The 18,330-nt window shown below is 62.7% G+C and carries 20 protein-coding genes; 10 read left to right on the top strand and 10 right to left on the bottom strand.

Going from position 1 to position 18,330, the window contains the following annotated elements:
• Positions 1-79 precede the first annotated feature (79 nt).
• Positions 80-2,281 (top strand): primosomal protein N', encoded by a 2,202-nt coding sequence (locus GL286_RS02925; protein ID WP_155094029.1) that lies wholly within the window; start codon positions 80-82, stop codon positions 2,279-2,281.
• A gap of 108 nt (positions 2,282-2,389) precedes the next feature.
• A complete protein-coding gene (locus GL286_RS02920) occupies positions 2,390-3,493 on the top strand; it encodes a transglutaminase-like domain-containing protein (protein ID WP_155094028.1) in 1,104 nt (367 codons plus the stop codon).
• 50 nt (positions 3,494-3,543) lie between these two features.
• Here the strand turns inward: GL286_RS02920 and GL286_RS02915 are convergent, their stop codons facing one another.
• The 5 genes from GL286_RS02915 to GL286_RS02895 all read right to left on the bottom strand — a co-directional run bounded on the left by GL286_RS02915 (position 3,544) and on the right by GL286_RS02895 (position 8,349).
• The gene (locus GL286_RS02915; protein ID WP_155094027.1) at positions 3,544-4,176 is read right to left on the bottom strand and encodes an ABC-type transport auxiliary lipoprotein family protein; all 633 of its coding nucleotides are present in this window, start codon (positions 4,174-4,176) and stop codon (positions 3,544-3,546) included.
• An 8-nt stretch (positions 4,177-4,184) separates the two neighbouring features.
• The gene (locus GL286_RS02910; protein ID WP_155094026.1) at positions 4,185-5,486 is read right to left on the bottom strand and encodes an MlaD family protein; all 1,302 of its coding nucleotides are present in this window, start codon (positions 5,484-5,486) and stop codon (positions 4,185-4,187) included.
• Between the two features lie 4 nt (positions 5,487-5,490).
• The gene (locus tag GL286_RS02905; protein WP_170295020.1) at positions 5,491-6,258 is read right to left on the bottom strand and encodes an ATP-binding cassette domain-containing protein; all 768 of its coding nucleotides are present in this window, start codon (positions 6,256-6,258) and stop codon (positions 5,491-5,493) included.
• Positions 6,255-7,349, bottom strand: coding sequence for an MlaE family ABC transporter permease (locus GL286_RS02900; protein WP_155094025.1), 1,095 nt, complete (start codon positions 7,347-7,349; stop codon positions 6,255-6,257). The genes GL286_RS02905 and GL286_RS02900 overlap by 4 nt, the downstream gene beginning before the upstream one ends.
• 73 nt (positions 7,350-7,422) lie before the next feature.
• Positions 7,423-8,349 carry a LysR substrate-binding domain-containing protein gene (locus GL286_RS02895; protein ID WP_155094024.1) on the bottom strand — a complete coding sequence of 309 codons (927 nt, stop codon included), beginning with the start codon at positions 8,347-8,349 and terminating at the stop codon, positions 7,423-7,425.
• A gap of 90 nt (positions 8,350-8,439) precedes the next feature.
• On the opposite strand from GL286_RS02895, the gene metF reads away from it, so the two are divergent.
• Complete coding sequence (metF, locus tag GL286_RS02890; RefSeq protein ID WP_155094023.1) at positions 8,440-9,303, top strand: methylenetetrahydrofolate reductase [NAD(P)H]; 864 nt, start codon at positions 8,440-8,442, stop codon at positions 9,301-9,303.
• A gap of 2 nt (positions 9,304-9,305) precedes the next feature.
• Here the strand turns inward: metF and GL286_RS02885 are convergent, their stop codons facing one another.
• A complete protein-coding gene (locus GL286_RS02885) occupies positions 9,306-10,334 on the bottom strand; it encodes a phospholipase effector Tle1 domain-containing protein (RefSeq protein ID WP_170295019.1) in 1,029 nt (342 codons plus the stop codon).
• A gap of 83 nt (positions 10,335-10,417) precedes the next feature.
• On the bottom strand, positions 10,418-11,575 hold the full coding sequence (locus GL286_RS02880) for a type III PLP-dependent enzyme (RefSeq protein WP_155094021.1): 1,158 nt from the start codon (positions 11,573-11,575) through the stop codon (positions 10,418-10,420).
• A 144-nt stretch (positions 11,576-11,719) separates the two neighbouring features.
• Between GL286_RS02880 and GL286_RS02875 the strand changes: the two genes are divergently transcribed.
• Positions 11,720-12,151 carry an Lrp/AsnC family transcriptional regulator gene (locus GL286_RS02875; protein ID WP_155094020.1) on the top strand — a complete coding sequence of 144 codons (432 nt, stop codon included), beginning with the start codon at positions 11,720-11,722 and terminating at the stop codon, positions 12,149-12,151.
• Here the strand turns inward: GL286_RS02875 and rsmD are convergent.
• Both rsmD and GL286_RS02865 read right to left on the bottom strand, forming a co-directional pair.
• Positions 12,148-12,714: a 16S rRNA (guanine(966)-N(2))-methyltransferase RsmD gene (gene rsmD / locus GL286_RS02870; RefSeq protein ID WP_155094019.1), complete on the bottom strand. Its 567-nt coding sequence runs from the start codon at positions 12,712-12,714 to the stop codon at positions 12,148-12,150. The genes GL286_RS02875 and rsmD overlap by 4 nt on opposite strands.
• Positions 12,714-13,913, bottom strand: coding sequence for an NAD(P)/FAD-dependent oxidoreductase (locus GL286_RS02865; RefSeq protein WP_155094018.1), 1,200 nt, complete (start codon positions 13,911-13,913; stop codon positions 12,714-12,716). The genes rsmD and GL286_RS02865 overlap by 1 nt, the downstream gene beginning before the upstream one ends.
• A gap of 76 nt (positions 13,914-13,989) precedes the next feature.
• On the opposite strand from GL286_RS02865, the gene GL286_RS02860 reads away from it, so the two are divergent.
• On the top strand, positions 13,990-14,472 hold the full coding sequence (locus tag GL286_RS02860) for a peroxiredoxin (RefSeq protein ID WP_155094017.1): 483 nt from the start codon (positions 13,990-13,992) through the stop codon (positions 14,470-14,472).
• On the opposite strand, the gene GL286_RS02855 is transcribed toward GL286_RS02860, so the two are convergent.
• Entirely contained in the window at positions 14,406-15,119 is a 714-nt protein-coding gene (locus tag GL286_RS02855; protein WP_155094016.1) for a winged helix-turn-helix transcriptional regulator, read from the bottom strand. The two genes, GL286_RS02860 and GL286_RS02855, sit on opposite strands and share 67 nt — an antisense overlap.
• Positions 15,120-15,210: 91 nt before the next feature.
• Here GL286_RS02855 and GL286_RS02850 point away from each other — a divergent pair, with 91 nt between their 5' ends.
• The 5 genes from GL286_RS02850 to GL286_RS02830 are packed head-to-tail and all read left to right on the top strand — an operon-like array spanning position 15,211 to position 18,302.
• The gene (locus GL286_RS02850; protein WP_155094015.1) at positions 15,211-15,564 is read left to right on the top strand and encodes a DUF1428 domain-containing protein; all 354 of its coding nucleotides are present in this window, start codon (positions 15,211-15,213) and stop codon (positions 15,562-15,564) included.
• Positions 15,565-15,574: 10 nt separating this feature from the next.
• Positions 15,575-16,366 carry a VOC family protein gene (locus GL286_RS02845; RefSeq protein WP_155094014.1) on the top strand — a complete coding sequence of 264 codons (792 nt, stop codon included), beginning with the start codon at positions 15,575-15,577 and terminating at the stop codon, positions 16,364-16,366.
• The gene (locus tag GL286_RS02840) at positions 16,363-16,998 is read left to right on the top strand and encodes a YceI family protein (protein WP_155094013.1); all 636 of its coding nucleotides are present in this window, start codon (positions 16,363-16,365) and stop codon (positions 16,996-16,998) included. The genes GL286_RS02845 and GL286_RS02840 overlap by 4 nt, the downstream gene beginning before the upstream one ends.
• 3 nt (positions 16,999-17,001) lie before the next feature.
• Positions 17,002-17,634 carry a glutathione S-transferase family protein gene (locus GL286_RS02835; protein ID WP_155094012.1) on the top strand — a complete coding sequence of 211 codons (633 nt, stop codon included), beginning with the start codon at positions 17,002-17,004 and terminating at the stop codon, positions 17,632-17,634.
• Positions 17,634-18,302: a glutathione S-transferase family protein gene (locus GL286_RS02830; protein WP_211596167.1), complete on the top strand. Its 669-nt coding sequence runs from the start codon at positions 17,634-17,636 to the stop codon at positions 18,300-18,302. The genes GL286_RS02835 and GL286_RS02830 overlap by 1 nt, the downstream gene beginning before the upstream one ends.
• The last annotated feature ends 28 nt before the right edge of the window (positions 18,303-18,330 follow it).

Genomic DNA, 18,330 nt, shown 5'->3' with positions numbered 1-18,330 from the left:
CGCGTGTCACTATCCGGCCAGCCGTGCCGGAGAATGCCGTGGAAATGCCCCTGAACCAAGCCCGCCTGCAACTGACCGCATGAGCCATCCGCTATTCTATCCGCATGGCACGCGCATCGCTGTCCTGACGCAGGAAATCGTCGGCATTCTCGACTATCTCGCGCCCGAGGGCGGTGTCCGTCTGGGACAGCTTGTCGTTGTGCCGCTTGGTCCGCGCCGTGTGATGGGGGCGGTCTGGGGGCCGGGGACGGGTGATTTCGATATGGCCAAGCTGCGTCCGGTCGGACGGCTGGTCGATGCGCCGCCCTTGCAGCCCGAGATGATCGAGTTCCTGATCCGGATGGGGGAATATACCCTGACGCCGCTGCCCTTGATGCTGCGCATGGCGACACGGGCGCCGGATCTGGACCAGCCGCCATCGGCGCGGCGAGTGATCCATCGCGCCGGCCCCGAGCCCGAGCGGATGACCGATGCCCGCGCTGCGGTCCTGCGCGTGATCGAGGATCATGGCGGGGCAGGGTTCGCGCCAAGCGAGTTGGCGCAACTGGCGGGTGTCAGTTCGGGAGTGGTGCAAGGTCTGGTCAAGGCCGGGACCCTGACCGAGGTTCTGGCTCCGCGTGATACGCCCTATCCTGCGCTTGATCCCGATCTGCCCGGCAAGCCGCTTGCGCCCGATCAGGTGGAAGCGGCGCAGCAATTGCGCGATGCCCTGAAGGGCGGGCGTTACGGCACGACGCTTTTGCGCGGGGTCACGGGTTCGGGGAAAACCGAGGTCTATCTTGAGGCCGTCGCGGAATGCCTGCGGCAGGGCAGGCAAGCGCTGGTCCTGCTGCCGGAGATCGCGTTGTCCTCGGAGTTCTTGAGCCGTGTCGAGGCGCGGTTCGGGCAGCGTCCGGGAGAATGGCATAGCGGCATCACGCGCTCGGAGCGGCGTCGGTTATGGACCATGGCGGCCACGAACCATGTCGGCATGGTGGTCGGCGCGCGCTCGGCCTTGTTCCTGCCTTTTGCCGATCTGGGGCTGATCGTGGTCGATGAGGAACATGACGGATCGTATAAGCAGGAAGACGTCGTCTTTTACAGCGCGCGCGACATGGCGGTGCTGCGGGCGAGTCTGGCCAGGTCGCAGGTCGTGCTCGCCTCGGCCACGCCTTCTCTGGAAAGCTGGGTGAATGCGGGTGCGGGGAAATATGCCCGCATCGATCTGAGGTCACGCTATGGCAGTGCCGAATTGCCCGAGATGGGAACGATCGACCTGCGCAAGCAGGATATGGAAAAAGGGCGCTGGATCTCTCCGCGTCTGGCATCCGAGATCAGGTTGCGCACGGAAAAGGGAGAGCAGTCGCTGTTGTTCCTGAACCGGCGCGGCTATGCGCCGATCACTGCCTGTCGGGCCTGCGGGCAGCAGGTCGGTTGCGATCAATGCGATGCCCGCATGGTCGAGCATCGCTTCCAGAACCGCCTAGTCTGCCATCAATGCGGCGAGACGAAGCCCGTGCCTGTTGCTTGCCCGAGCTGCGGTGTCGAAGGCCGGATGACCGCCATCGGTCCGGGGGTCGAGCGTCTGGCCGAGGAAGTGGCCGAGCGCTTCCCCGAGGCGCGCGCGACCGTGCTGTCCTCGGACCTGTTCCACTCTGCGCGGGCGCTGAAAGAGGCGATTGTCCAGATCAGCGACGGCGAGACTGACATCATCATCGGCACGCAGATCGTCGCCAAGGGCCATAACTTCCCGCGCCTGACCTTGGTCGGCGTCATAGATGCCGATCTGGGCTTGCAGGGTGCGGATATGCGGGCCGCCGAACGCAGCTTTCAACTGATGCGGCAGGTGGCGGGACGCGCCGGACGCGAGGGCGGCGATGCGCGGGGGCTGGCGCTGCTACAGACCCATCAACCCGAGCATCCGGTGATCCGTGCCATCCTGTCGGGAGAGGACGAGGAGTTCTGGGACGCCGAGGCGACGCAACGCCAACATGCCGGAATGCCGCCTTTTGGTCGATTGGCGGGGGTGATCCTGTCCCATCCCGACCAACCCGTGGTCGAGGACCATGCCCGCGAGATGGCCCGCCGTGCCGATCCTTTGCGCGCCATCGGGGCCGAGTTGTGGGGACCGGCCCCTGCGCCGATTGCCCGGGTGCGGGGGCGCTTCCGGGTCCGGATGCTGATCCGCGCGCCGCGTCAGGCCCCCTTGCAGCAGGCGATCTCGCAATGGCTGGCGCTGGCACCGAAATCTCCGGCCAATCTGCGGCTGTCGGTCGATATCGATCCGCAAAGCTTCTTTTGATCGGGCGCAGCGCTGCCAATTAAAGTTGAACCGAACCGGTTCGGGGGCTACCCTTTGAAAGGCAAAAGGCGGGGTTTCCCTGCCGTCCTTCGCTTGAAGAGGTAGCCCATGATTTCGCGTTCTCGTCGCAATGTCCTGAAACTCGCCTTGCTGGCGGGTGCTGCTCCGATGGTTGGTGGGTTCGCCCGACAGGCTTTCGCGGCTGATCGCCCCTATGCCCCCGCCGCAACCGATTGGCGCAAGTTCGAAACCCGCACCGTCGTCACCCTTCCCGATGGTCAGGGTCCGGCGCAGGTCTGGCTGCCGGTGCCTTCGGTTGAAAGCGACTACCAGCGCGGATTGCAGAATAGCTGGACGGGCAATGCCACCGCTGCCGAACTGGTGACCGACGAGGCCACAGGCGCAAAATTCCTGCGCGCGACCTTCGAGAATGGCGGTGCGCCCCATATCGAGTTGGTCAGCAGTTTCGAGACTCGCAACCGCACTATCGACTGGTTGCGGAAATCCGATGTGTCCGAAGATCCGATGGTGCTGGAAGCGGCGCTGAAGCCCTCGACCTATAAACCGCTGGACGGGGTCGTTGCCGAGACCGCCAAGAAGATCACTGCGGGGGCCGCAACCGATGTCGACAAGGTCAAGGCGATCTATGCGTGGATCGTGTCGAACTGCCACCGCAATATGGATGTGCCGGGCTGCGGTCCGGGCGATAACGTCGCGACGCTGACCACGGCGGGACTTGGCGGCAAATGTGCGGACCTGAACGGGTTGTTCGTCGGTCTGGCCCGCGCGTCGGGCGTGCCGGCGCGGGATGTGTTCGGCGTGCGGGTTGCGCCTTCGGCCTTTGGCTACAAACAACTGGGCGCGAATAACGCAGTGATCACCGGCGCGCAGCATTGCCGTGCCGAGGTCTGGCTGTCGGGCTATGGCTGGGTCGCCATGGACCCCGCCGATGTGCTGAAAGTCATGCGCGCCGAATCCGAGACATGGATCAAGGACCCCAGCGATCCGTTGGTCGCGCAGGTGAACAATGCGCTGTTCGGCAATTGGGAAGGAAACTGGGTCGCCTATAACACCGCCGAGGATCTGGCCCTGCCGGGGCGCGCCAGCACTCTACCGTTCCTGATGTATCCGCAAGCGACCATCGGTGGAAAAGACGTCAACGAGCTGGACGCGAAAGCCTTTACCTACGAGATCACCTCGACCGAGGTCTGATCCGTTGAAAATCCGGCGGGAAGCGGCGCGCTGCTGCTTCCCGTTCTTTCTTAGCGGCAGTTGGCCGGATTGACCCCGATGCCGCGCAGGCCCCAGTCCGTCATCTGCGCCAGCAATTGCTGACCTGCCATGTCGAAGGCCGGAACCAGATCAGCGGTACGAGTGGATTCAGCCGGAACCGAGACATTGAAATGCCCGCGTGAGACGACCGAGGCCTCCATCTCGCTGACCAGTTGCGCGTCGACCGACAGTTTGATCATCGCGCCCTTGCCCGAGACTTCGGCATTGAAATCGTTGATCTCGCTGATCAGGGCGTAGTCGCCCGCGCCGCCCAAGGGTGCGCGACCGACATGGGTGAATACGTCATAGCTGCCGAAACCGCGCACCAGCAGGTTCTGCAGCGTGACCGGAACGGTATCGCCCCATTGTGCGTCCGGCAGATATTGCGTCTGCAAGGCCGAGGGGCGGATCATGATCCGTTCCGTATTCAGTGTGCCGCGCGATTTCGGTTCCTCGATGACCAGTTCGGCCACGCGGCCACGTCCGCAACGCTTGGGGCTGTCCGAAAGCGGGCGCAATTCGAACACGTCCAGTTTCGGCCCGCCCGACAGGTTCGAGATCGCCGCGCAGCCCGACAACAGCGGCACAAGGGTCAGGGCAATCAGGGGCAGCAGGCGGGTCATGGCACCTCTCAGCGGCGGAATTCGGGCGTGCGCGGCCCTGTGATGATCTGCGACGGGTTGCGTTTCAGCGCATTCACCAACTGGTTCACATTCTGCACCAAAGAGCGCAAGTCGCGGGCCGTATTGGTGAATTGCGGCAGACCTTCGCGTGCGAAAGCCTGCACCGGACCTCGTGCGCTGTCCAGCATGGCTTGCAGGCCGGAAAACGCGCTATCGGCACTAGAGGCGGCATCGCGCAGTCGGGCGGTGATTTCCGGAATATCCTCGGTGACCTTGCCGATGGCTTCGTTGAAGCGGGCAAGTGTCGCGCGCAGATCTGCCGCAACCGGACCAACCTCGGTATTGATCATCCGGTCGGCTCCGTCAAAGGCACGCTCGGCCGAGGCAAGGGTGCGGTTTCCTACCTCTAGCGCGGCATCCAGCCGGTCCATCGAGCCGCTCGCGCGGTCGCTTAGCCGCGTCAGGTCGGTGCGCAGGCCGGTTGCGGTTTCGCCCAGATTCCGGGTCAGTCCGCGCAGATCGCCCGAGACATAGTCACGGACCTCGTCCAGCGTTGCCGTGGCCGATCCCAGCGCGGTATCGGCCTTTTGCGCGGTTTCCTTGAATTGCGCCATCGCGGTGTCGGCATTGCCAAGCGTGGTTTGGGCGGCTGCGCCGATGCTGTCGAGCCGCGAGCCGAACCCCGAGATATCCGTCGCCGCGACCGAGATTGCTTCGGTCGCTTTGGTCACGTCCGCCAATGCCTTGTCCAGATTGGCGCTGGAGCGTTCGACATTGCCAAGGATATTCGTGACGCGCTGCTGGTTGTCCTCGCTCAGCAGGCGCGTCATCTGTTCGGCCACGGTGTTCAGCCGCGAGATCATTTCCGGCCCCTGATCGCTGAGCGTCTGCAAGGCCGACCGGTTGGCGGGAATGACCGGGATACTGTCCGGATTGACATTGCGCAGCAACGGCGCGTCCTGCGAGCCCGAGGTGATCGCCACGTTCGAGACACCGGTCACGCCCTGTATCTCGATCGAGGCCCGCGAATTGGTGCGGATCGGCGTGTCCTCGGACACCTGCACCCGAACGCGAACGGCCCCGTTCTCGCCGCTTGCCAGCTGCATGTCGACGACATTGCCGACCGAGAGGCCCGCGAACATCACATCCGAGGACGAACCCAGACCCGAGACCTCGGTGAAATAGATGTCGTAAGTGGCGAATTGCTGGTTCAACTCGATCTTGGCGAACCACATGAGAAATGCCAGCAGCCCGAGAAACCCGAGCAGGGTGAAAGCGCCGATCAGGACGAAATTGGCCTTGGTTTCCATCCGGCTACTCCTTTCCCTTGTCTGGCGCGCGGGCACGCGGTCCGTGGAAATACTCGTGGACCCAAGGATGATCGACGTCCAGCATTTCGGCCATGGTGCCGGTGGTCAGCACCTTTCTTTCGGCCAGAACCGCGACGCGGTCGCAACAGGCGTGCAGCGTGTCCAGATCATGCGTCACCAGAAATACCGACAGGTTCAGCGCATCTCGCAATCCGACGATCAGCCGGTCAAAGGCATCCGCTCCGATCGGGTCCAGACCCGCAGTCGGCTCGTCCAGAAAGACGATCTCGGGGTCCAGCGCCAAGGCACGGGCAAGGCCCGCCCGCTTTTTCATACCGCCCGATAGTTCGGCGGGGTATTTGTCATTGGCGCTCCATGGCAGTCCGGCCATCGACACCTTGAGCTGCGCCAGACTTTGGCGCTGATCCGGCGCCAGATTCGGCACGGAGCGCATCGGGACTTCGACATTCTCCTGCACCGACAGTGCCGAAAACAGGGCCCCGTCCTGAAACATCACGCCCCAGCGCCGCTCAAGCGACTCTCGGGCTTGGCCCGACAGCGCCGAGACGTCCTGCCCAAGCACGCGCACGGAGCCTTTGGCGGGACGGATCAGCCCGACAATGGTGCGCAGCAGGACCGATTTGCCCGTTCCCGAACCGCCGACGACGCCCAAAATCTCGCCACGGCGAAGATCCAGATCCAGCGCCTCATGTACGACATGGCTGCCGAAGCGGGTGGTCAGGCCGCGGACTTCGATAACGTTTTCCGTCACAATCCGACCTCGGCGAAGAAAATCGAGAACAGCGCGTCCAGAACGATCACGGCAAAAATCGCATTCACCACCGCTGTCGAGGTTTGCGCGCCAAGCGATTCCGCGTCCTTGCCGACCTTCATCCCTGCGTGACAACCGATGATCCCGATCACAAGGGCAAAGACCGGAGCCTTGGCAAGCCCCGCGATGACATTCTCGACGCTGGTTTCGGTGATCAACCGATAGCGGAACATCGCGGGCGAGATGCCCAGTTCGAACCATGTCATCACCGCGCCGCCGATCAGGCCCGCGACATTGGCGATCAGACCTAGGATCGGCAGCGTCACGACCAGCGCCAATACACGGGGCAGGATCAGAACCATGTCCGGATCCATGCCAAGGGTCCGCATGGCGTCGATCTCTTCGCGCATCTTCATCGACCCGATCGAGGCGGTCAGTGCCGACGCGGTCCGTCCGGCGACGATGATCGCGGTCAGAAGGATGCCCAGTTCGCGCAGGATCGAGATCGCGATCAGATCGACGACAAAGACCTCGGCCCCGAACTGCCGCAACTGCACCGCACCCTGAAACGCCAGCACCACGCCGATGAGAAAGGACATCAGAGCCACGATGGGCACGGCGCGCAGGCCAGTTTCCTGACAGTGATGCACAAAGGATGTCAGGCGGAAATCCGAAGGATGCCGGATCGCGCGGGCCAAAGCGGCCAGAAAGCGGCCCAGATATTCGGCGATCTCGCGCAAAAAGACCAACGCACGCACCATGCGCTGGCCGATGGGTTCCAGTAAGCGTTGCCAGAAGTGGGGACGGATCGCGGGATCATCGGGGATGGGGCTCGCCGCGATGACCGAATCCAGCAATTTGCCTTGTTCGGGTGTCAGCCCCTGCAACACCGCGCCCGCCGCCTGACATTGGGCCAGATACCATGCGGCGGCGGTGTCGAGGCGCGTCAGACCGGAAAGCTCGAACCGGTGGGCGATGTTTGTGTCGGCGGGCAGTCTGGGCAAGGTCCAGATGGTGAACTCGCCGCTAAGGCGCAGCGCATCGTCCGCGCTTTCAACGGTCAGTTCATGGTCCTTGGAAAGATCGTTCATGGCACGCCCTGCCGCGACGGATTGACGTCAAACATCAGGTGATTGTCGCATAATGTCAAACCGGTGCGGGGCATCACATGTTTCGGCCCTGCGACAGTGCCCGCATCATTCGCACCGGTTCGGTGCGCGCCAGACGCAGGACATGCGCGATATAGGGCTGGGCCAGATCATCCTCGCGGACGGCGGCGTAAAGGCGGCGTAAGATCCCTTGCGGACCCAGTGGCAGCAGCGCCAGTTCGGGATTTCCGGCATGGGCGCGCAGCACCCAATCGGGCATGACCGCGACCCCGCGACCCGAGGCGATCAGCATCAGCGCGACCGCGGTCTGTTCGACCTGCCGGTGCTGGGCGGGCTCGACTCCGGCGGGGTCAAGGAATTGCGAATAGACATCCAGCCGCGCCCGATCCATGGGATAGGTAATCAGGGTCTCGGTCACGAAATCCTTTGGCTCGGCAAAACCTTTGGCGACCAGAGGATGGCTGGCAGGCACGACCATGGTCGGGGCGTAATCGAACAGCGGCTGGAAGACGATGCCCTGCATATCCTCGGGGTCGGACGAGATGACGAGATCGACCTGACCGCGCACCAAAGCGGGCAGGGCTTTCAGCGCGAGGCTGGAACGGATATCCAGATCGACCTCGGGCCAGGTGCGGCGGAATTGGTCCAGAACCGGCAGCAGCCAATCGAAGCAATGATGACATTCCATCGCGACATGCAGACGGCCCACGCGGCCCAGTTCGACGTCGCGGAACTCGGCCTCGGCTGATTCGATGATGGGCAGAACCTGTTCGGCTGTGCGCAGCAAACGCATTCCCGCAGCCGACAAGCGCAGCGGCTTGGTCTTGCGAAGGAACAGTTCCACGCCAGCCTGTTCCTCTAACGCCTTGATCTGATGGGACAATGCGGATTGGGTCAGGTTCAGGGTCTCGGCGGCACGGGCAAGGCCGCCTTGTTCATGGATGGCGCGCAGGCTGCGCAGGTGGCGAAGCTCAAGGTGCATCTTGAATGAAACTCATTACTATCTTGAGGATTATGAATTTGTCTCACGTCGAGACCCATGTCACAAGTCCCGCAACAAAAGGACACCGCCATGACCACGCCCGCCGTCAGCTTCGAATTTTTCCCGCCTCGGAACCTCGACCAGTCGTTCCGCCTGTGGGACACGGCGCGCGCGCTTGCTCCGTTGCAGCCGGATTTCGTGTCGGTGACCTATGGCGCGGGCGGCACGACCCGGCAGTTGACCCACGAGGCGGTGACGGCGCTGGCCAGCCATTACGGCCTGAATGTGGCTGCGCACCTGACATGCGTCGATGCCACGCGTGAGGAAACGATGCAGATCGTCGCCGATTACGCGGCAGCAGGCGTCCACGAGATCGTCGCTTTGCGCGGTGACGCGCCCCAAGGGCAGGACCGCTTCACCGCGCATCCTCAGGGCTTTGCGAACTCGGTCGATCTGATCGAGGCGATTGCCGCGCGTGGCGACATGACGATCCGCTGCGGTGCCTATCCCGAGCCGCATCCCGAAAGCCCAGACACCGCCGCAGACGTGGCGTGGCTGAAGCGGAAATCCGATGCCGGTGCGACCAGCGCGATCACGCAGTTCTTCTTTGACGCCGACACGTTCTTCCGTTTCCGCGACCAATGCGACGCGGCGGGTGTGACGGCGACGATCCTGCCAGGTATTCTGCCGATTCAAAGCTGGGCCGGTGCGCGCCGCTTTGCCGAGCGCTGCGGGACGTCGGTTCCGGCTTGGGCCGAAGAAGCCTTTGCCCATGCCGGCAAGGAAGGCGAGGCGCGGCTGGCTTTGGATGTCTGCGTCAAGCTTTGCGAAGATCTGGTCGCGGGTGGCGTCGATAAGCTGCACTTCTACACGCTGAACAAACCCGAACTGGTGCTGAAAGTCTGCGCTGCGCTTGGGGTTATGCCGAAGGACGCGTTGCCCGAGGTCGCGTGAACTCAGGCGGGGGCTGAGCGGTCGGTGTCGCGGTCGTTCGAGAGATGCATGATCGGTTTGGGTGGCATTGTTTCTGCCGCCGCAGATTGCAGCTGTCCCTGTAAATTTGCTGGTCCCGAATAGGGCAGGACGACCGAAGGATGCAGTGCCTCGCTTGACCCAAGGCCGACATCCCGCGGGCGGCGGTTAAGGAATGCCTTACCCCAGCGATGCCACGATCCCAAGGCTGGGGCACGGTGATCGCAGGGGTGGTTGGTTTGCCAGTCCTTGGGCAAAGGCAATCCGGCCTCCTGCGCGCGCGACATCATCCAGACCAGCGGAAGATTGGCCAATGGACGACCTGCCTCGTGCCCGTCCAACTGACCGCCGATATCGGCGTGACAGCCCCGGAACCACATCTGTTCGAGCTTCTGCCCGCAGCCATCGCCGCCCCACAGGATCGGCGAGAACGCGTTGCGCGTCTCATCCAGCGCCAAAGCGTGGACGCCATGCGCGACATTCGGGGCCAATCGCCCGCGAGAGTAATCGAAGTCGGGATCGGAATAGAAATGCCGGAACGGCAAGTGGATGCCCAGCGACATGACCGTATCAAGCAAGCCGATCATATGGATCGGAACGTGATCGTGCCGCCGGTGCGGGGCAAGTGGGATTCCTCCGGCATATCGGTAGCAGTTCCACGCGCATAGGATATTGACGTCCGTCGCCTCCTCGGGCAGCAGCAATCCGATGCGGCTGATCATATCGGCCAAGGCGCAAACGCCGATGCCGCCACGCGAATAACCGAACAGAAACAACGGATTGCCTGGTCGCCAGTTGCGCGCAAGCCAGCCATAGGCGTCGCGGATGTTCTGATCCAGCATCTGGCCCGAGATCAGCAAAGGAAGCGTGCGCCAGGCCGCCCATTGCTGGCCTGGCGCATAGTACAAATTCACTTTGCCGACCGTCGGGCCGTGTTTGCCCGACAGCATCGCGTGTATCCGGGCAATGGACGATCCTTTACCCTCTTTCAGAGAGGCGAAGGTGCCGTCCATCAACACCACATGAGAAATTTCTGCGTGCTCAGATTCCATAAAGCAAAGCTAGCACGGATTCGTGACCGGAAGATTTATCGACGTTAGAAAACTGACTGAACAGACAGGTAGGTCATCTGTCCAAAGCCGTTGAAGCGGGTGTTCGTGACGGTTGAATAGGCACCCGCACCGTGGAAGATCACGTAGTCGCCCTCCTGAACGTCTGCGGGCAGGTTCACCTCGCCGGGAAGCCGGTCGAGCGAGTCGCAGGTCGGGCCGAAAATGACTCGCGGAACGGGGGCACCCCCACGTCTGACGCCTTCGGGGGTCAGGACTTGCAGGCGGTCCAGATTGCCGATCTGCGGCAGTTCGGTCAGGCCGCCATAGACGCCATCATTCAGGAAGACATGCGTATCGTCGCGCACGGCCTTGATGCGCGTAACCAGCGCATGGGCATCGGCACAGATGCCGCGGCCCGGCTCGCATACCAGTTCGGGACGGTCGGCCCCGAAGGCGGTAGCGGTGGCGGTTTCGATCGCGTCGAAAATCTTGGTCAGGTCAGGTTCGATCCCCCCGATCCGGTGCGAAGGAAAGCCTCCACCGACATTCAACCGCCGCGCCTTGACGCCCGCCATTCGACAGATTTCGGCGGCCGTGGCGATGTAGCTTTCCCAGGCATGTGGATCGACGCATTGCGTTCCGGGATGGAAGTTCAGCGACGGGATATAGCCGCGGCCAGCAATCTCGCGCAGCAATTCTGCCGTCAGTTCCGGCGAAGCGCCGAACTTCGAGCCAAAATCATAGGCTGCGCCAAGGACGGGCAGCTTGAAGCGGGCGGAAATCTCGCAGTTTTCGACCGGAACCCTTTCAAAGATCTTCTGTAATTCGGATCTGCTATCGACCGACCACGACTTGATCCCTGCCTCGACCGCATGGGCAATCTCGCTGCGCGAGCGCACGGGGTTGTGGTAGTGACGAGCGGCTTTGGGGGCAAGGCGCGAGATCAGGTCGATCTCGAAAGGCGAGGCTACATCAAAGCCTTGCACCCCCGCCGAGACAAGCGTCCGGATGATGGCGGGGTGGGGATTGGACTTGACGGCGTAGGTCACAAGGCCGGGAAAACCCTGCAAGAAACGTTGTGCGGTGGCACGAAGACGGGACCGGTCCAGAACCATGACCGGATTTTCCGGCGCTAGAACGCGGATAAGTTCGGCAGGGTTCTTCCAGACAGTCTTGGGGCCTCGGCCCTCGGTCAATCCCATCGGCGGTTCCTTGTTTTGCGTGGTGGAACGGGCTTCGGGGAAAGTTTGCGCCCGAAGGATTCCGATTGAAGCAACGAAAAGGCTGGAAAAATGCGCAGGATCGGTTAAATCGACGAAACTGGTGTCAATATGACGGGGTAGGTCTTGGACGAGCTTGATCGGGGCATTCTGGCCCAACTTGCGCAGGATGCGCGGCAATCGGTGGCTGTCTTGGCGCGGCGTCTGAAAGTGGCACGCTCAACCGTGCAGGCGCGGCTGGAGCGTCTGGAAACATCGGGCGCGATTGCAGGATACACCCTGCGTTTGGGCGATTCTGCGCGGGAAAATCGTATTCGCGCAACCTGTCTTCTGACCATCGAGCCGCGCTCGCAGGCCGGAATCCTGACCCGTTTGCGCAGCCTGCCCGAGGTCGAGCGGATCCACACGACCAGCGGACGTGTCGATCTGCTGTTGCAGTTGGCTGCCAGTTCGACCAGCCAGCTTGACGATGTGCTGGACCAGATAGGCAGTTTGACCGGCGTTCGTTCCAGCGAAAGCCTGATCCACCTGTCGACCAAGCTGGATCGGGCGACCTAACCCTGCTCGGGGCGCAGAAGCGTAATGACAGTGTCGCCATATTTGCGCTGGTCGATCCGCTCGAGCCCGGCAACAGCCGGAGGCGGGGCAGCCTCTTCCCAGACGATCATGGCGCCGGGCGCGAACCAGCCTCCGGCCAGTCCGGTGATCAGGGCTTTTTCCCCCAGCCCTTTGCCGTAAGGCGGGTCCAGAAAGATCAGGTCGAATCCCGGACTGCGGTTGATGCCCAGATTGGTGGCGTCGCGCCGCCAGACATCGGTCACGCCCATGGCGCGGGTCTTTTCGATATTGGCCCGCAGCAAAGCCCGTGCCGCAACTCCGTCATCGACAAAGGCTACGCGGGCCGCGCCGCGCGACAGGGCCTCCAATCCCAAGGCGCCAGTGCCTGCGAACAGGTCCAGTACCCGCGCATTCGGGATCGGATTGCCATGCGTGCCATTGACCAGAAGGTTGAAGATCGATTCCCGCACACGATCGGTTGTCGGGCGCAGATGGGCGGCCTTGTCGCCTTCGCCGACATCGGCGAGCTTCAGTCCGCGCAGATTGCCTCCGATGATCCGCATTACATCAACGCCTTCAGGTCGGTGGCCTCCAGAACGGCCTCCGGAGAGGGGGATTTTCCGCCTTCGATCAGGCGCTTGCCTATCATATAGGCGCGGGCATCGTTCAGGGCATCGACGGCGATCAGCCGCCCGTCACGGTAATACCAGACCGAGCCGCCATGCGCGCCCGCGCCAGAGCGGGTCACTACGCGGTTATAGCCTACGTTCAGCCCCGCGATCTGCAGTTTGGCTTCGAATTGGTCCGACCAGAACCATGGCTTCGGGATATATGCGGCATCCGCGCCAAGGATATTCGCGGCGACAGCCTCGGCCATATCGATGGCATTGCCGACGCTTTCCAGTCGCATCTGACCGTCAGGGGCAGGGAAACTGGCGCAATCACCCGCAGCCCAGATCGAGGGGTCCGAGGTCCGGCCCTGCGCATCCGTCGCGATGCCATTGTCCAGCGCAAGTCCGGCGGACTCGGCCAAAGTGGTTTCCGGCGCGACGCCGATGCCGCAAATGACCAGATCGGCGGGCAGGTGGCGACCATCGGCCAGCGTCACGCCATCGGCGGCGCTGTCGCCCGTGATGCGCTCGATCCCCACGCCCTCGATGACCTCGACCCCATGCGAGACATGCAGCGCGCGGATCATATCGGCGGTCTCGGATGCGGCGACACGGCCAAGGATACGGGGAGCGGCTTCGACCAGCGTCACCTCGAGCCCCAGCTTGCGGGCGACGGCGGCGGCCTCGAGCCCGATATAGCCGCCGCCGATCACGACAAGGCGGCGACCGGCGACCAGTTCGGGCCGCACGCCCGCGATATCGGCAAGGTTGCGCACGACATGCACGCCGCGCAGGTGGCCGCCCATGGCCGCAGGTAGGCGGCGCGGGCTTGCGCCAAGCGTCAAGGCCAGCGCGTCATAGGCAACCTCGCCCTTGTCGGTGACAATAACGCGGCGATCACGGTCGATGCCGGTTGCACGCTCGCCAAGGCGCAGGGTGATCTGATGCTCGTCCCACCATTCGGCACCGCGCAGGGTCAGGCGGTCCAGATCCATATCGCCCAGCAGGTAGGCCTTGGACAAGGGCGGGCGCTGGTAGGGGGGCGCGGGCTCGTCGCCGATCACGGTGATCCTGCCCTCATGCCCCAGCGCGCGCAATTTCGCTGCCATTGATGCCGCTGCCTGCCCCGCGCCAAGGATCACGATATTCATTCCAAGCCCTTCTGGTCTGCCCAAGGCGCGCAATCTATAGTCCGCCCCGCATCGATGCAAATCTTGGAGAACGCGCATGTCCATTTCCAAAGGCGACAAGCTGCCCGCCGGCAAACTGTTCAAACTCGGCGAGGCCGGTCCGGCCGAGGTCGATACCGCCGAACTGGCTCAAGGCAAGGTGGCGATCTTTGCCGTGCCGGGTGCCTTCACGCCCACCTGCTCGAACAGCCACATGCCGAGCTTCGTGAAAAATGCCGACAAATTCCGCGAGAAGGGCGTCTCGCGCGTCGTCTGCATCACCGTCAACGACCCCTTTGTCGCGGGCGCATGGTCCAAGGCGACCGGAGCCGCTGATGCCGGGATCGAGGTTCTGGCCGATGCCGATGGCAGCTTCACCAAGGCGCTTGGCCTGAACATCGAAGGCGCGGGCTGGGTCAATGGCCGCTCGAAGCGCTATGCCATGCTGCTGTCCGATGGTGTCGTGACCGAGATTCAGGTCGAGGAAGCCGCTGGCGCCTGCACCATTTCTTCGGGCGACTCGCTGCTGGATCTCGTCTGAGGTCTCAGGCTGAACAGCTTGGTAAATGCCTGCGCGGCGAAAGGATCGCCGTGCAGGGAAATATGTCCTCCCGCCGCCAATGCCGTGGGCGGGGGGCCGTAAACAGCCGCGGCCAGATTGTTTCCGCTGCCTTCCAGAACAAAATCCGCATCGGGATGACGGCTTGCGCGCACATCGGCCAGCCCGTCACGGGTCAGCGTGACCTCGAAACCCTCGCTGCCGGACAGGAAGCCGGCCCGCAGATCGGAACCGGCCGCCTGCACCCGATTAACCGTTGCCGAGATCGAGATCATCAGCGCCGAAATGCTGATGAATTTTGACGGATCATGTCCGGGCATCAGTAGGGCCCAACGACAAAGCTCGGTCAGGACCGGATGCAAGGCCCGTCCGGACGGGGTCAGTTCATAGATTCCCAGAATCTCGTCATGCGCGACGACACCCGACAGAGCCAGTTGTGTCAGGCGTTGGGTCAGAACGCTTGCCGTGATCCCCGGCATTCCGGCGCGGATCATCTGGAAGCGCTTGGGCGCGAACATCAGTTCGCGCACCACCAGTAGCGCCCATCTGTCGCCGATGAAATTCAACGCATGGGCGCCGAGGCACCCTTCATCATAGCGGATACGCGGGGTTTGGCTCAACTCTGTCATGTTTTCATATTAGCAGTTGCTTTTTACAACTTCAACTGCGACCCTTCGACTCACCCGACGTTTTCATGCGTCGTGATGAGGAGGACGACAGATGACTTACTATTCCGGTTTTCTTCTGGCTGTGCCGACCGCGAACAAACAGAAATACGTCGATCACGCGCGCAAAGCCTGGCCCTATTTCAAGAAGCTGGGCGCTCGCCGCATGGTCGAGAACTGGGGGGTCGATGTCCCCCACGGCAAGGTGACCGACTTCTATATGGCGACCAAGGCGAAGGAGGATGAGACGATCATGTTTTCCTGGGTCGAATGGGCCGACAAGGCGACCGCCGACGCCGCCTATGACAAGATGATGTCCGATCCCGAAATGGCGAATATGGGAGAAATGCCCTTCGACGGCATGCGGATGATCTGGGGCGGGTTCGAGCCCGTTCTGGATGAAAGCTGAGGGCCGAGCCATGTATCACGGTAAACCGATCTGGTTCGAGCTTTCCGCCGCCAAAGGCGGGCTTTCGGACGCTGATGATTTCTACAGCAAGGTCTTCGGCTGGTCCGTTGCCGATGCCGGTATGCAGGGTTTCACCTATCATCTGGCCAGCTATGGCGGAGACATGGTCGCCGGCATGATGGAGATGCCGGATGACTGTGCCGAGATCCCTCCGTTCTGGATGGTGTATTTCGATGTCGATGACGCGGATGCTGCGGCCAGCAAGGTCAAATCCTTGGGCGGCAAGATCTTTCGCGAACCGGCTGACATTCCCCGCACGGGACGTTTCGCCATCCTGTCGGACCCGCAAGGTGCGGCATTCGGGGTCCTGCAACCGCTGCCGATGGACAAACAGAACCCTTCAAGCGACGGCGGGGCGTTCGACCAGAACAAGGAAAGCCACGGCAACTGGATCGAATTGATGTCCTCGGACCCGAAGGCGGGGTTCGACTTCTATGCCGAGTTGCTGGGTTGGACCAAATCGACTCCGGTCGATATGGGCGAGATGGGAACTTATCAGCTGTTCTCGTGGCAGGGTGCGGATATCGGCGGAATGATGGGGCTGGGCAATTCGCCCGTGCCGAACTGGCTACCATATTTCGGCGTGAATGGCGTCAATGACGCGATCGAGCGGATTTCGTCAGGCGGCGGCGAACTGCTGCACGGGCCTGTCGAAGTTCCCGGCGGGGCGTTCATCGCTTTCTTCCGCGATCCGCAGGGGGCCCATTTCTCGATCGTGGGGCCCAAGGAAAATACGCCATGATCCGCGCGGCCTGCCTTGCGCTGGCTTTCTGCGTCACCCCCGTGGTGGCGCAGGACTACAAACCCTCGGACGTGCCGCATGGGCAGAAGGACTATCATGCCGCGGGCGCGGGCAGCTATGCCTTGGACGCCGGCCATACCGGCATCATCGCCCGCGTCCTGCATCTGGGGTTTTCCTACAGCGTTTTCCGTTTCGACAAGGTCAGCGGCACGCTTGACTGGAACCCCGATGACCCAACGGCCAGCAAGCTGACCGCGACAGTCGAGGTCGGGTCCATCGCGACTCCGGTGCAGGGTTTTTCCGAGATCCTGACGGGCAAGGACTATCTGGACAGCGCCGCGAACCCGACGGCCAGCTTTGTGTCCGAAAGCTTCGCCGCCGAAAGTAATACTTCCGGTACGGTTACCGGCCAACTGACCCTGATGGGTAGAACCCATCCGGCGACGTTCAAGGTCGAACTGATCGGTGCGGGCAAGGGTTTCACCGGCGACGAGAACGGCAATCCCGTCATCCGCGATCTGATCGGCCTGCACGCCATGACCGAAATCGACCCTCAGGCCTATGGCCTCAACGCGTTTTTCACCGAGCCGATCCTGATCGGGATCGACGCCGAGTTCGCTCGAAAGGAGTGAGCCATGACCCTTGTGATCACGACCTTCGACTGGGTCCCCGAGATCTCGGTCGGCTACGTGCGCGATATCCGAATCCGCTGGGCCTGCGAAGAGGCGGGCATTCCCTATCATGTCGAATCGACCAGCGTGCGGGACAAGACGCTGCCGTTCATCCTGCGCCAGCCCTTCGGGCAGGTGCCGATGATCGACGATGGGGATATCTCGTTGTTCGAAAGCGGCGCGATCCTTCTGTATCTGGGCGACCGGCACGAGGCGCTGATGCCCCGCGACCCCGCCCAGCGGGCCGAGACCCAGCAATGGATGGTCGCGGGCCTGAATACGCTGGAGCCGGTCATCATGGCCTATTTCATCGCCACGATCAGCGACGGGAACGCGACGGCAGTCTCGCTGCTCGAGCCGCGCCTGCATGAGCGCCTGCGGCAACTGACACCGATCATTGCCAAGCGCGACTTCATCGCTGCCGGACGCTTCACCGCCGCCGACATCCTGATCGCCGAGGAATTGCGGCTGGTCGAGCATATGGACGAACTTGCCCCGCATCCCGTGCTGGCGGATTATCTTGAACGCATGACCACGCGGCCCGCCTTCCAGCGCGCCCTTTCCGCACAGCTTGCCCATTATGCCGAGGCTGCATGATGCTGACGATCTATGGGCACCCGCTATCCTCATACACCCAGAAGGTGCTGGTCGCGCTGTATGAAACCGGCGCGCCCTTCACCTTTCGCCATATTGATCTGGGCAGCCCCGAGGACCGCGCGCTGATGAAGCGGATTGAGCCGATGGGCCGCATGCCGGGCCTGCGGGACGAGGCGCGCGGCGTGATCCTGTCGCAATCCACGGTGATGATCGACTATATCCACCTGCACTATCCGGGCACGCGCAAGCTCTTGCCCGCCGATCCCGATGCCGCGTCTCTGGCGCGGCAATGGGACCGTTTCTTTGACTTTCAGGTCAATGGCATTGCCCAGCAGATCGTCGATGCGCGGCTGTTCATGGGCGAGGGGGCCGAGGCCCCGGTCAGCGCCTTTGCCCGCGGCAAGCTTGATCTGGCCTATGATGCGCTGGACCATCATTTGCAGAAGCGGGAATGGGCGGCGGGGGAATACGGGCTGGCCGATTGTGCGGCCTCTCCGGCGCTGTTCTATGCGGGCATTCTGCACCCGTTCGGCGACCGTCCGGCGCTGTCGGGCTATTTCGAACGGCTGTTGGCGCGGCCCTCGTTTCAGCGTGCCCGGACCGAGGCGCTGCCTTACCTCAAGCTTTTCCCCTTCCCCAAGCTTATTCCGGCAAGGTTCCTGACCTAGCACCTCTTGGCCTTTTGTCTGTGTTTCG

The organism is Paracoccus aestuariivivens, assembly GCF_009711225.1.
Taxonomy (GTDB): domain Bacteria; phylum Pseudomonadota; class Alphaproteobacteria; order Rhodobacterales; family Rhodobacteraceae; genus Paracoccus; species Paracoccus aestuariivivens.
The sequence above is the reverse complement of the archived record's forward strand: the minus strand, read 5'-3'. Positions and strand labels throughout refer to the sequence as shown.